Source organism: Haloechinothrix aidingensis, assembly GCF_013450155.1.
Lineage (GTDB): Bacteria > Actinomycetota > Actinomycetes > Mycobacteriales > Pseudonocardiaceae > Haloechinothrix > Haloechinothrix aidingensis.
The window spans coordinates 757,756-770,284 of the sequence record NZ_JACCKD010000002.1; the positions used below are offsets into that span (position 1 = coordinate 757,756).

10 protein-coding genes and 1 riboswitch are annotated in these 12,529 nt (G+C 70.5%); of the genes, 3 read left to right on the forward strand and 7 right to left on the reverse strand.

The window, feature by feature from the left end:
* Positions 1-17: 17 nt before the first annotated feature.
* From H0B56_RS07940 to metG, 7 genes are all read right to left on the reverse strand, one after another.
* Positions 18-1,841, reverse strand: coding sequence for an ABC-F family ATP-binding cassette domain-containing protein (locus H0B56_RS07940; protein WP_180892251.1), 1,824 nt, complete (start codon positions 1,839-1,841; stop codon positions 18-20).
* Between the two features lie 236 nt (positions 1,842-2,077).
* Positions 2,078-3,046 (reverse strand): 4-(cytidine 5'-diphospho)-2-C-methyl-D-erythritol kinase, encoded by a 969-nt coding sequence (locus tag H0B56_RS07945; protein ID WP_180892252.1) that lies wholly within the window; start codon positions 3,044-3,046, stop codon positions 2,078-2,080.
* Positions 3,047-3,105: 59 nt separating this feature from the next.
* Positions 3,106-4,170 carry an ATP-binding cassette domain-containing protein gene (locus tag H0B56_RS07950; protein WP_343063799.1) on the reverse strand — a complete coding sequence of 355 codons (1,065 nt, stop codon included), beginning with the start codon at positions 4,168-4,170 and terminating at the stop codon, positions 3,106-3,108.
* A gap of 171 nt (positions 4,171-4,341) precedes the next feature.
* Positions 4,342-4,463, reverse strand: a riboswitch (SAM riboswitch).
* A 52-nt stretch (positions 4,464-4,515) separates the two neighbouring features.
* Complete coding sequence (rsmA, locus tag H0B56_RS07955; RefSeq protein ID WP_343063800.1) at positions 4,516-5,397, reverse strand: 16S rRNA (adenine(1518)-N(6)/adenine(1519)-N(6))-dimethyltransferase RsmA; 882 nt, start codon at positions 5,395-5,397, stop codon at positions 4,516-4,518.
* A gap of 105 nt (positions 5,398-5,502) precedes the next feature.
* On the reverse strand, positions 5,503-6,852 hold the full coding sequence (locus tag H0B56_RS07960) for a resuscitation-promoting factor (protein WP_343063809.1): 1,350 nt from the start codon (positions 6,850-6,852) through the stop codon (positions 5,503-5,505).
* Between the two features lie 442 nt (positions 6,853-7,294).
* On the reverse strand, positions 7,295-8,164 hold the full coding sequence (locus tag H0B56_RS07965) for a TatD family hydrolase (protein WP_180892253.1): 870 nt from the start codon (positions 8,162-8,164) through the stop codon (positions 7,295-7,297).
* On the reverse strand, positions 8,161-9,969 hold the full coding sequence (gene metG, locus H0B56_RS07970) for a methionine--tRNA ligase (RefSeq protein ID WP_180892254.1): 1,809 nt from the start codon (positions 9,967-9,969) through the stop codon (positions 8,161-8,163). Before metG ends, H0B56_RS07965 begins: the two co-directional genes overlap by 4 nt.
* Positions 9,970-10,056: 87 nt before the next feature.
* Between metG and H0B56_RS07975 the strand changes: the two genes are divergently transcribed.
* From H0B56_RS07975 to H0B56_RS07985, 3 genes are all read left to right on the forward strand, one after another.
* Positions 10,057-10,656: a PadR family transcriptional regulator gene (locus tag H0B56_RS07975; protein WP_180892255.1), complete on the forward strand. Its 600-nt coding sequence runs from the start codon at positions 10,057-10,059 to the stop codon at positions 10,654-10,656.
* 89 nt (positions 10,657-10,745) lie between these two features.
* Complete coding sequence (locus H0B56_RS07980; RefSeq protein ID WP_425484508.1) at positions 10,746-11,753, forward strand: ATP-binding cassette domain-containing protein; 1,008 nt, start codon at positions 10,746-10,748, stop codon at positions 11,751-11,753.
* Positions 11,743-12,510: an ABC transporter permease gene (locus H0B56_RS07985; protein WP_180892256.1), complete on the forward strand. Its 768-nt coding sequence runs from the start codon at positions 11,743-11,745 to the stop codon at positions 12,508-12,510. The genes H0B56_RS07980 and H0B56_RS07985 overlap by 11 nt, the downstream gene beginning before the upstream one ends.
* Positions 12,511-12,529: the final 19 nt, after the last annotated feature.

Below are 12,529 nucleotides of genomic sequence, written 5' to 3' on the forward strand. Positions count from 1 at the left end.
GCCCGTGCTCGTGGTGATCACTCCACCTGCTCGGCCGTGGCCATCCAGCGGCTCTCCACCTCGTCCTTCTCCTGCCGGACGGACTTGAGCTCGGTGTCCAGCTCCATCAGGCGATCGGGATCGGTGGCCGCCCCGGCGAGCTCCTCGTGCAGCTCACGTTCCCGGCCCGCCAGCGTGTCCAGCCTACGCTCCAGCTTGGCCAGTTCCTTGCGTGCCGCGCGCTGCTCGGCCGCGCTGGGCCGGTCCGGCGTGACCGGCCGCTGCTGCGTGGCAGGCTCCTCCCGTGCGGCCGCCCCGCCGGAGTCGGTGCTCCCGGCCCCGCCGGTGTCCTTGCGCCCGGCCGCGGTGTGCCGCCCGCGCCGCGCGAGGTACTCATCGATGCCGCCAGGCAGGTGGGTGACCGTCCCGTCCCCCGGCAGCGCGTACACCGAGTCACACGCCCGCTCGACCAGGTACCGGTCGTGGGAGACGACGACAAGGGTGCCTGGCCACGAGTCGAGCACGTCCTCCAGCTGCTGGAGCGTGTCGATATCCAGGTCGTTGGTCGGTTCGTCGAGCAGCAGTACGTTCGGCTCGCTCATCAGCAGCCGGGCGAGCTGGAGCCTGCGACGCTCGCCTCCGGAGAGGTCGCGGACCCGTGTCCACTGCCGCGAGGACCCGAACCCGAACCGTTCCGCGAGCTGCGAGGCCGTGAACTCCTGCTTACCGAGCGAGACACGGCGGGCGACGTCCTCGACGGCCTCCAGCACCCGGCGCTCACCCGGCAGGTCCTCCAGCTCCTGCACCAGGTGCGCGAGCCGCACCGTCTTGCCCTGCACCCGGGTGCCCTCCTCCGGTTCGACCTCCCCACCGATCAGCCGCAGCAGCGTGGTCTTGCCCGAACCGTTCACCCCGACGATGCCGATCCGCTCCCCGGGCCCGATGCGCCAGGTCACCGAGTCCAGGATGGGGACCGGCCCCGCGTGCAGCGTCACGTCCTCCAGCTCGACCACGGTCTTGCCGAGCCTGCGCCGCGCGAAGGTGTGCAGCTCGACGGTGTCGCGCGGTTGCGGGACGTCGGCGATCAGCGCCTCGGCCGCCTCCACCCGGTACTTCGGTTTCGATGTCCGTGCCTTCGCTCCGCGATGCAACCAGGCGAGCTCCTTGCGTGCCAGGTTGCGGCGCTTGTCCTCGGTGGCCTTGGCGATACGGGCGCGCTCGGCCCGCGCGTACACCCAGTCCGCGTAGCCGCCCTCGTACTGCTCGACCGACAGGTCGACGACCTCCCAGGTGCGGCTGCACACCGTGTCCAGGAACCAGCGGTCGTGCGTGACGACGATCAGCGCGATCCGCCGCGCGAGCAGGTGCTCGGCCAGCCAGTTCACGCCCTCGATGTCGAGGTGGTTGGTCGGCTCGTCGAGCACGATCACGTCGAGCTCGCGCACCAGTTCCGCGGCCAGTGCCACCCGGCGCCGCTCACCCCCGGACAGCGTGCTGACATCGGTGTCGAAACCGAGCGCGTCGATCCCGAGGCCGTGCACGATGGAGCGCACCCGGGGGTCCGCCGCCCACTCGTGGTCGGCGTCGTAACCTGCCAGCACCGCGTCCCCGACCCGCGCACCGGAGGTGAGGTCGGTCCGTTGCGTCACCACGGCCAGCCGCAGGTCGCGCGCCCAGCTGACGCGGCCACTGTCGGGGGGTTCGACACCCGCGAGGATCTCCAGCAGGGTCGTCTTGCCGCACCCGTTCAGGCCGACGACCCCGATCCGGTCGCCGGTGTCGATGCCCAGCGAGACGCCACGCAGCAACTCCCGGTCGCCATAGGACTTGGCAATCGACTCGGTGTTGATCAGGTTCGCCATATGTACGGATTCCAGCCTCTCGACGAGCGTTCTCACCCATTGTCCCGTCCCGGTACCCCATCCACCCCAGCCGGGAGCCCGCGGCGTCCCCGGCAGGCAACGTGCGAACACCCCTCAGGGGCTCGGCACGGTGCGGCGGCACTGCCTGCGGGCAGAGCGTTCCCGCCTCGATCGTGGGGTTACGCGGGCACGTCCCGCGGCAGGCCGCACCCCGGCGACCCGCTCACCGCACACGCTCAGGCGTGGACCTGCGGCGGGGGTGTCGGCTCCGGCGAGTCCTCACCGTCGACGATGCGCGCGCCGTGCACGGGCCCGTGCGCCACCCGCACCGTGCGGCACACCCCTGCACCGGCGAGCTGAGCCGCGACCTCGACGGCCGAGTCGCCGTCGGTACACAGGAAGGCGCAGGTCGGTCCGGAGCCCGATACGACCCCGGCGAGCGCACCGGCCTCCACACCGGCACGCAGGGTGCGGCGCAGGTTCGACCGCAACGACACCGCCGCCGCCTGCAGGTCGTTGCCGAGCAGCAGCGCCAGCTGGCGGGGGTCGCCGGAGGCGAGCGCCTCGACGAGCGGGTCGTAGGACCCCACCCGCGGCGGGTCGCCCACGGCACGCAACCTGTCCAGCTCGCCGTAGACCTTCGGCGTGGACAGGCCCCGGTTGTCGAAGGCGAGCACCCAGTGGAAGGTGTGCCGGGACAGCACGGGAACAAGCTGGTCGCCGCGCCCGGTCCCCAGCGCCGTGCCGCCGGAGAGCGCGAACGGAACGTCGCTGCCGAGCTTCCCGGCGAGCGTGCCGAGGTCCTCCCTGGTGACGTCCAGGTCCCACAGCGCGGACAGGCCGAGCAGTACGGCAGCCGCGTCCGCGCTCCCGCCTGCCATGCCGCCTGCCACCGGGATCTCCTTGCGGATCATCACCCGGACCCCTGACTCGTCCTCCGGCCGCCCGACGTGCTCGGCGAGCAGGCGGACGGCGCGCCACGCCAGGTTGTCCGAGTTCCGCGGGATCGTGCCCGTGCCTTCACCCTGCACGTCGACGCCCGGCTCCTCGGAGGCTGCCACGGTCACGTCGTCGGACAGCGACAGCGCCTGGAACACGGTGCTGATCTCGTGATACCCGTCGGAGCGCTGGTCCCCGATACCCAGATGCAAGTTGATCTTGGATGGCGCGCGGACCGTGACGGGCGGCGGCACAACGGCTAGCACGGCCCCAGCGTACCTGGGCACCCCCCGCGGGCGTGTAGCTCAGCCCGGTACGGCGCGCCCTACACCGCGACGCCCGCGAGGCTGCGGGTCTGGTGGGCGAGCAGCTCGTCGACCCCGGCCATGCCCAGGTCGGCCTCGCTGACCCTGCCGCCGTGCTCGGAGATCCAGCGCAGCGCGGCGTCGCTGTCCGCGCCGCTGAGGCCCAGCCGGAAACGCCCCACCGGCGTGTCACCGACCCGCGTGACGCCGCCACCGAGCGTGCTCAGCTCCACGCCGAAGCGGGTACCCGCCTCACCGAGCACCGAGGCCACGGTCGCGTGCCCGACGAGCACGACATCGACCAGCCGGTCGAAGCCCGTCGCCGCGCCGGAGTGCGCCACGGCAGGCAGCACGCTGCGCGCCGTCACGCTGTCCTCGTCGCCGATCAGCTCAAGCAGGGCACCGCTCTCCACGAGCCGCCCGCCGGAGAGCACGCTGACGTGGTCACAGATCTTGCGCACGACGCCGGCGTCCGTGGTGGCCACAAGCACGGTGATGCCGTACTCGGCCCACGCCCTGTCCAGCGCGGCAAGCACCCCGCCCGACTGCTCCCCGTCGAGGTCGTCGGTCAGCTCCTCGGCGATCAGCAACGACGGGCGCGTCGCCAGCGCCCGCGCGAGGGCCACCCGCCTGCGTTGCCCCTCGCTGAGCTCGGCGGGCCTGCGGGCAGCTCCCCGGGTCAGCCCGATGAGGTCGATCAGTTCGGCGACCCGCTTCCTGCGTGCCGGGCCGTCGAGGCCGGCACGCTCCAGGGGGGCCGCGATGTTGCCCGCGGCGGTGCGTTCCGGGTGCAGCACGTAGCGCGAGTCCACGCGGCCGATCCTGGCGCGCAGCTCCCGGCGCTTGCCGGCGTCCAGCGTGACCGGATCGACGCCGTTGAAGCGGACCACGCCGGAGTCCGGCGCATCGTGCAGTCCCAGGATCGCCGCGAGCGTCGACGTGCCCGAGCCCGCGGGGCCGAGCAACCCGCTCAACGAACCCTCGGGGATCTCCGTGCTCACGTCGTAGAGCGCCATGGCTCCGGACGGGCTCGGCGAGGTATGCGGCACGGGCGCGGATTTGGAGATACTTTCAGCTGCGATCACGACATGCTCCTCGATGAGGTTTCCCGCGCTCGGCCCGGCAGGCTCACTGCCGCGGCGGGCGGGATGAAGGCGGACGGGGACGGGCCGGTCAGCGACGACAGGCGCTGTTGGTCCGACGTCCCTCGTCGACGACACGACGTCGTGTCAGCAGTCGTGATACGTACATGCGCTCCTCCATCGAACCTGGCGGTAGCACCTGCCCGTGGTGACGGGGAACACGCCTTCCGGCGTGGCCCCGCGGGCGGTTGCTGCGGCTTCAGCGAGCCAGGTCTCTCAGCCGCTCGGGATGGATACCTTGCGTATTACAGCGCATCCGGTTGCCCGCTGGCAAGCCAACGGGGCACGTCATTGACTTAGGTCACAGTCCGCGGCCCGCACGCGCGCGGCGAGCCGGGCGAAATCGGACACGGTGAGACGCTCCCCGCGCGTAGCCGGGTCGATACCGGCCGAGACCAGTGACTCGGCGGCCGCCGATGCGGAGCCGAACCGCGGGGCGAGCGCGGCGCGCAACGTCTTCCTCCGCTGCGCGAACGCCGCGTCGACCAGCGCGAACGTCGTCTCGCGGTCCCCGGATTCCGGCGGTTCGCCACGGTCGAACCGTACGAGCGCGGAGTCCACGTTGGGCACCGGCCAGAACACCGATCTCGGCACGGCGCCCGCGCGCCGCGCGGTGCCGAACCACGCCAGCTTCACGCTCGGCACCCCGTACACGCGGCCGCCGGGCCCGGCCACCATCCGATCCGCGACCTCAGCCTGCACCATCACCAGGGCACGGCGCACCGAGGGGAACGCGGCGAGCAGGTGCAGCACAACGGGTACCGCGACGTTGTACGGCAGGTTGGCAACCAGGGTGGTGGGAGGGCATTCCAGGTGCGCGGCCTCCAGGCGCAGCGCGTCCGCGCACAGCACCGTCAACCGGTCGCTGTGCCTGGCTGCCCGGTCTGCGACGGTGCGCGGCAGGCACTCGGCCAACCCGCTGTCGACCTCGACGGCAACCACACTCGCTCCGGTGTCGAGCAACCCGAGGGTCAGCGACCCCAGACCCGGGCCGACCTCGAGGACGACGTCCGCACCGCTGAGCTCGGCGAGCCCTGCCACCCGGCGAACCGTGTTGGCGTCGTGCACGAAGTTCTGCCCGAGCTTCTTCGTCGGGCGTATCCCCAGCTCGGCGGCCAGTGAGCGAACGTCCGCCGGACCGAGCAGTGCCACATCCGAGGTTCCGGCCACGCCGCCCAGCCTACGGCCCCGGCGCGACGGCCGCGCCCGGCAGGCCGAAGGGCGCCTTCGGTGCACATGTGGTACCCGAGGGCCCCTTCGGCTCGGCGCCGGGCACTAGGTAGGTAGGCCGAGTTTCTCCGCGCAGGCAGGCCAGGCGCTGTAACCGCCGCGCGCGTCCCGCAGCTTGGTCGCGATCGCGATCTGTTGCGCCCTGCTGGCCTGGTGCGGGTAGGCCGCGTACTTGGTCCCGCCGTACTCGTCCCAGGTCGGCTTGTCGAACTGCAGGCCCCCGTAATAGCCGTTACCCGTGTTGATGGACCAGTTGTTGGTCGACTCGCAGTGGGCGAGCCGTTCCCAGACGGCTTCGTCACTGATCGGCGGGTTCTCCGGCCCGACCCGGACCACCTTGGGCTCCGGCTCGCTCAGGACCTCGCTGCCGACTTCCTCCCGCGCGACCTCCTCGCCGTTGCGCTGGGTCACACGGTAGGTCACCAGCTTCTCGCCGGACTCGCCTTCCTCCTCGACCACGCGCTCACCCACGCCGAGGTCGGTGTCCTCGACCTCCTCGACAGGTGCCTCGATCTCCTCGGTGACCTCGATCTCGGAGGTGCCGGTGCGGTTGATCCGCACCTCTTCACCGTCGGTGAGCTCGGAGCCCACACCCTGCGCGACCTCGTCGTCCGAGCCCAGCTCGAGGCCCAGCTCCTCGAGCAGCTCCTGGACGGTCACGGCGTGCGTGGTCAGCTGCTGCGGCTCCCCCGCCCCGTCGACCACGGTGATGTTCTTCAGCGACTTGACCTCGAGCGTCATGCCGTCCAACGGCACCTCGCTCCGGCGGGACTCGGAGACCCAGGCACCCTCCTCGAGCATGTCGCCCAGCCCGAGCTGGCCGAGGGCCTCGTCCACTGTGGTGGCGCGTACCCAGGACTCCCGCTTCTCGCCGTCCACGGTGAGCTCGAGCTGCCTGCCGCGTTCGAGGCTGATCACCCCGCCGTCGCTGACCGAGGCATCCGGTGACGGGGACAGCGCGTCGTGCGCGCCGACCGAGATACCCGCGTCGTCGAGCACGTCGCCGACCGTGGAGCCGAAGCTACGGACCGTCTGCTCCTGGCCGTCGACCTCGACCGTGACGCTCTTGTTCATCGCGAGCGCGCTGGCACCGCCGCCGGTCAGCGTGAGGAGTACCGCGGCGACCGCGCCCTTGAGGAAGCGCCGCTTCCACTGCTTCACCGCGGAGCCGAGACCGGACTCCTCCGGTTCCGGCTCGGCGACCACCGGCAGCTCGGTTGTCAGGGCCTCGTCGACGTAGAGCCCGCCCGGCGTGTCGGGCACGTCCGGGATAACCGGCAGGACCGTCGTCTGCGCGTTGACCAGCCTGATCAGCTCGTCGGCGTCGACGTCGGCCTCGACCATCATCTGGTCGACCTGCGGCCCCAGTGCGGCACGGAGATCCTGGTACGTGATGCGTGGCTCGGCGGAGAACTCGGGATGGTCGTCGACGTCGGCGTGCGGCCAGTCCTGCCGCGGCCAGTCCTGCTGGGGCCACGCGAGCGTGCCGACGGGCCCCGATACCGCGGCGTCCGATGTGTATCGACTGCCGTAGCGCGAGTTCCCGCGCGACTCATCAACAGTCACAGGGCTGTATCCCTTTCGCACAAGCGGTTCCGGCGTGTGGCTCCGCACCCCCCGAAGTGCTGATGAGCCCGATCCCGATCGCGGTGTCCGTGCGATCGGGCGGTACGGTCACAGGACAATAACGGACCGGAGCGGGTTCCGCAATCACCGCGCGCGGCGGCGTGTCCGTCATCACACCACGGGTGGACGAGTACAGGCCACTCGCGTCGCAGCCCGTTCATCGCGGTGTCACGGTCCGTGGCTGAACGCTGCCCGTTCATCGGGACGCGGCCTACCGTGCCCGCCGCTCGCCGGACGCGCTCCCGGAGCCGGCCGCTGCCCCGGCCCACTCCCCGGCGCCGAACACCCGGCGCGCTGTCGCCGTGGTGGCCGCGGCGAGCTCGGCAACCGGTTCCTCGCGCAGCTCGGCCAGCCCGCGCACCGTGTATGCCACGCAGTACGGTTCGTTCGGCCTACCCCGGTACGGGTGCGGAGTCAGGTACGGCGCGTCCGTCTCGACCAGCATCTGCTCGCGCGGCACGAGCCGCGCCGCGGCGTGCAGCTGCCGCGCGTTGCGGAACGTCACCGTCCCGGCGAAGGACAGCACGTAGCCCGCATCGACGCACCGCCGCGCGATGTCGGCGTCGCCGGAGAAGCAGTGGAACACCACGTCGGCAGGCGGACCTTCCTCCTCGAGGATGCGCAGTACGTCCTCGTGCGCATCCCGATCGTGGATCATCAGCGGCTTGCCGGCTCGCTTGGCGAGGTCGATGTGCCACCGGAACGCCTCCCGCTGCGCGTGCGGCGGGGCGAAGTCCCAGTAGTAGTCCAGCCCGGTCTCCCCGACGGCGACCACCTCGTCCGCGCGCGACAGCCGCTCGATGGCCTGCTGCTCGTGCGCTCCGAACTCGGTGGTGCGGGTCGGATGGATCGCCACCGCGGCGCGCACGCGCGGATCCCACGTGGCGGCGTCGACAGCCCACCGCGCGGCGGCCAGATCGTCCGCGACGGTGACCACGCCGGAGACCCCGGCTCGTTCGGCCCGATCCACCATCTCGGTGACCCCTGCGGCGTCCGTGGCCCCGCAGGCATCCATGTGCGTGTGTGCGTCGATCACGGGGGCAGGCAGCGGCTCCGGTACCGGGGGAAGCTCCTTGCTCATGCCTGGTGCCCGCCGTCCTGGATCGGCGCCCATTCCGGCCCGGTCTCGGCCAGCGCCGGGTCCAGCTTGCCGAACAGGGGCTTCGGCTTGCTCAACGGGCGGTCCACCACGATCGGCACGGACTCCCACCGTGCCTGCTCCGTGGTGTAGTCCCCGGTGATGATCGTGTTGACCCGGCCGTCGGTGTCCAGGTCATCCACCTCGGACAGTTCCGGCTGGGCTGCCCACACCCCGGTACCGCCGAGCAGCTCGTGCACCTGCTGGGCCGCGTGCGGCAGGAACGGGGTCAGCAGCGTGTTGGCGTCGGAGACCACCTGCAGGGTCGTGTGCAACACGGTGTCCCTGCGCTCCTGGTCGTCGGCGAGCTTCCACGGCGCCTGCTCGGAGATGTACTTGTTGGCCGCCGACACCACCCGCATGGCCTCGGCTGTGGCCGCGCGGAACCGGGAACGCTCCAGGTGTGCCCCGACGGCATCGAAGGCGCCCCGTGCCGTCGCCTTGAGCTCCTCGTCGTCCCGGGTGGGCGTGCCGGGGCGCGGGATCGCGCCGACGTTCTTGTGCGCCATCGACACCGCCCGGTTGACCAGGTTGCCCCATTCGTTGGCCAGCTCGAAGTTGATCCTGCGGACGAACTCGTCCCAGGTGAAATCCACGTCCTGGGTCTCGGGCCCGGCCGCCGAGATGAAGTAGCGCAGCGTGTCCGGGCCGAAGTCCCGCAGGAAGTCCCTCAGGTAGATGACGGTACCGCGCGAGGTGGAGAACTTGGAGCCGCTCATGGTGAGGTACTCGCTGGAGGCGATCTCGCTCGGCAGGTTCAGCTCGCCGTAGGGCCCCACCTCACCCCCGGTGTCCCCCGCGCCGTTGTGGCCGAGCAGCAGGGCAGGCCAGATCTGGGCGTGGAAGGTGATGTTGTCCTTGCCCATGAAGTACACCTGACGGGCGTCCGGTGCGTTCCACCACTGTCGCCACGCGTCCGGGTCGCCGCTGCGGCGCGCCCATTCCACACTCGCCGAGAAGTAGCCGATCACCGCGTCGAACCAGACGTAGAGGCGTTTCATGGACTGGTCGCGCCACCCGTCCAGCGGGATCGGCACGCCCCAGTCCAGATCCCGGGTGATCGGCCGGGGCCGCATGTCCTCGACCAGGTTCTTGGTGAAGTTCAGGACGTTGGATCGCCAGTTCGTCTTCGTGGACAACCACGAGCCGAGAGCATCGGTGAACGCGGGCAGGTCGAGGAACAGGTGCTCGGTCTCGACGAACTCCGGCTTCTCCCCGTTGATGCGGGAGACCGGCCTGATCAGCTCGGCCGCGTCGAGCTGATTGCCGCAACTGTCGCACTGGTCGCCCCGCGCCCCGTCGGAACCGCAGAGCGGGCAGGTGCCTTCGATGTAGCGGTCGGGCAGCGTCCGCCCCGTCGACGGGCTCACCGCGCCGGTGGTGGTCTTCGGGATGATGTAGCCGTTGTGGTGCAACGCGCGGAAGATGTCCTGCACCACCGCGTAGTGGTTGCCTGTGGTGGTCCTGGTGTACATGTCGTAGGTGACCCCGAGGCCGCGCAGGTCCTCGGCGACGACCTTGTGGTACTTGTCGGCCGTCTCGCGCGGGGTGAGCCCTTCCTTCTCGGCCTGCACCAGGATCGGTGTGCCGTGCTCGTCGCTGCCGGAGACCATGAGCACGTTGTTGCCGACCATTCGCTGGTAGCGGGCGAAGACGTCGGAAGGAACGCCGATACCGGAAACGTGGCCAATGTGGCGAGGACCGTTGGCATAGGGCCAGGCCACCGCGGTCAACACAGGTGTGCTCATGGTCGCCAAGCCTACGGATACGGCGTCACCGCGCGGCCGGTGGCCTTACCCTACGAGCGGGGCGTCTATCAGCGGGTGGAGGTGGCGATGTCGGCGACGCGGCTGCTCGTACTCGGCGTGGTGCGCATGTACGGCACGGCGCACGGGTACCAGGTGCGCAGGGAGCTGCACACCTGGTCGGCCGATCGGTGGGCCAACGCCCAGCCCGGCTCGATCTACCACGCGCTGAAGAAGATGGCGGCCGAGGGCCTGCTCGAGCCGGTGGAATCCGGACCGGGCAAGGCCGGGCCCGAACGGACCACGTATCGCCTGACCACGGACGGGCAGACGGACTACCAGGTGTTGCTTGCCCGCGCGTTGACCGAGGTGAGCAACGACCCGCAGAACGCGTATGCGTTCTGCGCGGCGCTGGCCCTGCTGCCGACCCTGCCCCGCGAACGTGCCGTCAACCTGCTCAGCCAGCGCGTCAACGAGTTGCGAGCCGCCCGCAGCAACTGCGCGCTGACCATGGAGTCCGCGGGCAACTGGGGTGAGCCCGAGCACGTCGCCGAGATGTACCGGCTGTGGTTCACGCAGCTGGACGCCACGATCGGGTGGGCGACGGACTTGATCGATCGACTGGAATCCGGGCAGTACACGATGGCCGACGACTCCTCGCGGGCGTTCGGCGCCCCGGGCAGCGCCTGAGCGCGGGCCGTCATTCCGTTTGACGGGCCGTGCGGAGCGTGCCACGATCCATATAGTCAAGTTTGACTATATCTACTGAGGGGACTCTCGTGATCATTACTGATCGGCTGTCCCGGCGGTACACCGCGCGTGACCGCACGATCGATGCCGTCAAAGGTGTCAGCATGCGGGTCGACGCCGGTGAGATCGTCGGGTTCCTCGGCCCGAACGGGGCGGGCAAGACCACCACGCTGCGCATGCTCACCACGTTGCTGCGCCCGACGGCGGGCACCGCATCGATCGCGGGCTACGACCTGCACACGGCACCGCGCGAGATCCGCAAACGGATCGGCTACGTCGCCCAGAGCGGCGGTGCCGCCCAGGAATGCACGGTCGCCGACGAGCTCGAGCTCCAGGGCAGGTTGTACCGGCTTTCCAAGGTCCACGCCCGGCGCAAGGCAGCCGAGCTGGTCGAACGCTTCGAGCTGGGTGGCCTCGAACGCCGCCGAGTGAGGACGCTGTCCGGGGGCCAGCGCCGCAGGCTCGACATCGCGCTGGGGCTGGTCCACTCCCCGGACGTCGTCTTCCTCGACGAGCCCAGCACCGGTCTCGACCCGCAGAGCAGGGCCAACCTCTGGGAGCACATCCGCGCGTTGCGCGACGAGCAGGGCGTGACCGTGTTCCTCACCACGCATTACCTGGACGAAGCCGACGCCCTGGCCGGCAGGCTCCTCGTCATCGACCACGGGGAGATCGTGGCTGAGGGCAGTCCCGACGAGCTGAAGGCCCGTGTCTCCGGTGACGGTGTCACCGTCGGTGTCGACGACGCCGACGGCTCCGCCCGGGCCGCCGCGACGGCCGTCAGCGGCGTCGACGGGGTACACGAGCTCTCCATCGCCGACGGCACGCTGGAGTTCCGCGTACCACGCGGAGACGTCGCGATACCCGAGCTCATCCGCGCTATGGATGCCGCGGGGGTCGCGATGACGTCGCTGCACGTTCACCGCCCCACGCTGGACGACGTCTTCCTCACCCTGACGGGGCGGAGCCTGCGCGATGCCGAGCACTCGACGGAGCCTGCCGAGCAGGAGGGGAAGGAGGCCGAGCATGCTGCGTGACACCTGGCTGATCTTCCGGCGCGACCTTGTGCTGTCGGTACGCAACCCGACCTGGCTCTTCATCCAGCTCATGCAGCCGGTGCTCTACCTCGTGCTGTTCGGTCCCCTGCTGGCTACGGTCGCCGAGCACACACCCGGCTTCCCGCCCGGTGACGGCTGGACGGTATTCACACCGGCGTTGCTGGTCATGTTGACGCTGTTCGGTACAGCGTTCGTCGGGTTCTCGCTGCTGGCGGACTACCGCTCCGGAGTCGTCGAGCGGCTCCGCGTGACTCCGGCGAGCAGGCTGGCGTTGTTGCTCGGCAAGGTCGGCGTCGTGGCCATGCAGGCGACCGTGCAGGCCATCCTGCTGCTGACCCTGGCCGCCGTGGCGTTCGGTGTGCGCGCGCCGCTGTCCGGGATCGTGCTGGCTCTGGTCATCGGCGCGCTGCTGGCGACGACGATCGCTTCCTCGTCCTACGCACTCGCCCTGCGCGTCAGGAGCGAGGACGCCTTCCCTGCCCTGCTCAACGCGATCCTGCTGCCGCTGTTACTGCTGTCCGGGATCCTGCTGCCGATCACTACGGGACTGGCGCCCGAGTGGCTGTACACGCTCTCGCGGATCAACCCGTTCCGCTACGTGGTCGACGCGCAGCGTGCCGCGTTCCGCGGGGACTTCGCGGCCGACGCGCTGTTGACCGGGAGCATCGTTCTCGTCCTGCTCGCCGGGCTCGCGATCACCTGGGGCGCGCACACATTCCGCAGGGAGAGCGCATGAGGACGCCGGGGTACACCCT

Excerpts from the sequence above, each read along its gene's own strand:
- H0B56_RS07940 (WP_180892251.1), bottom strand. The coding sequence starts at position 1,841 with ATGGCGAACCTGATCAACACCGAGTCGATTGCCAAGTCCTATGGCGAC.
- H0B56_RS07965 (WP_180892253.1), bottom strand. The coding sequence starts at position 8,164 with ATGAGCAAGGAGCTTCCCCCGGTACCGGAGCCGCTGCCTGCCCCCGTG.
- metG (WP_180892254.1), bottom strand. The coding sequence starts at position 9,969 with ATGAGCACACCTGTGTTGACCGCGGTGGCCTGGCCCTATGCCAACGGT.
- H0B56_RS07975 (WP_180892255.1), top strand. The coding sequence starts at position 10,057 with ATGTCGGCGACGCGGCTGCTCGTACTCGGCGTGGTGCGCATGTACGGC.
- H0B56_RS07985 (WP_180892256.1), top strand. The coding sequence starts at position 11,743 with ATGCTGCGTGACACCTGGCTGATCTTCCGGCGCGACCTTGTGCTGTCG.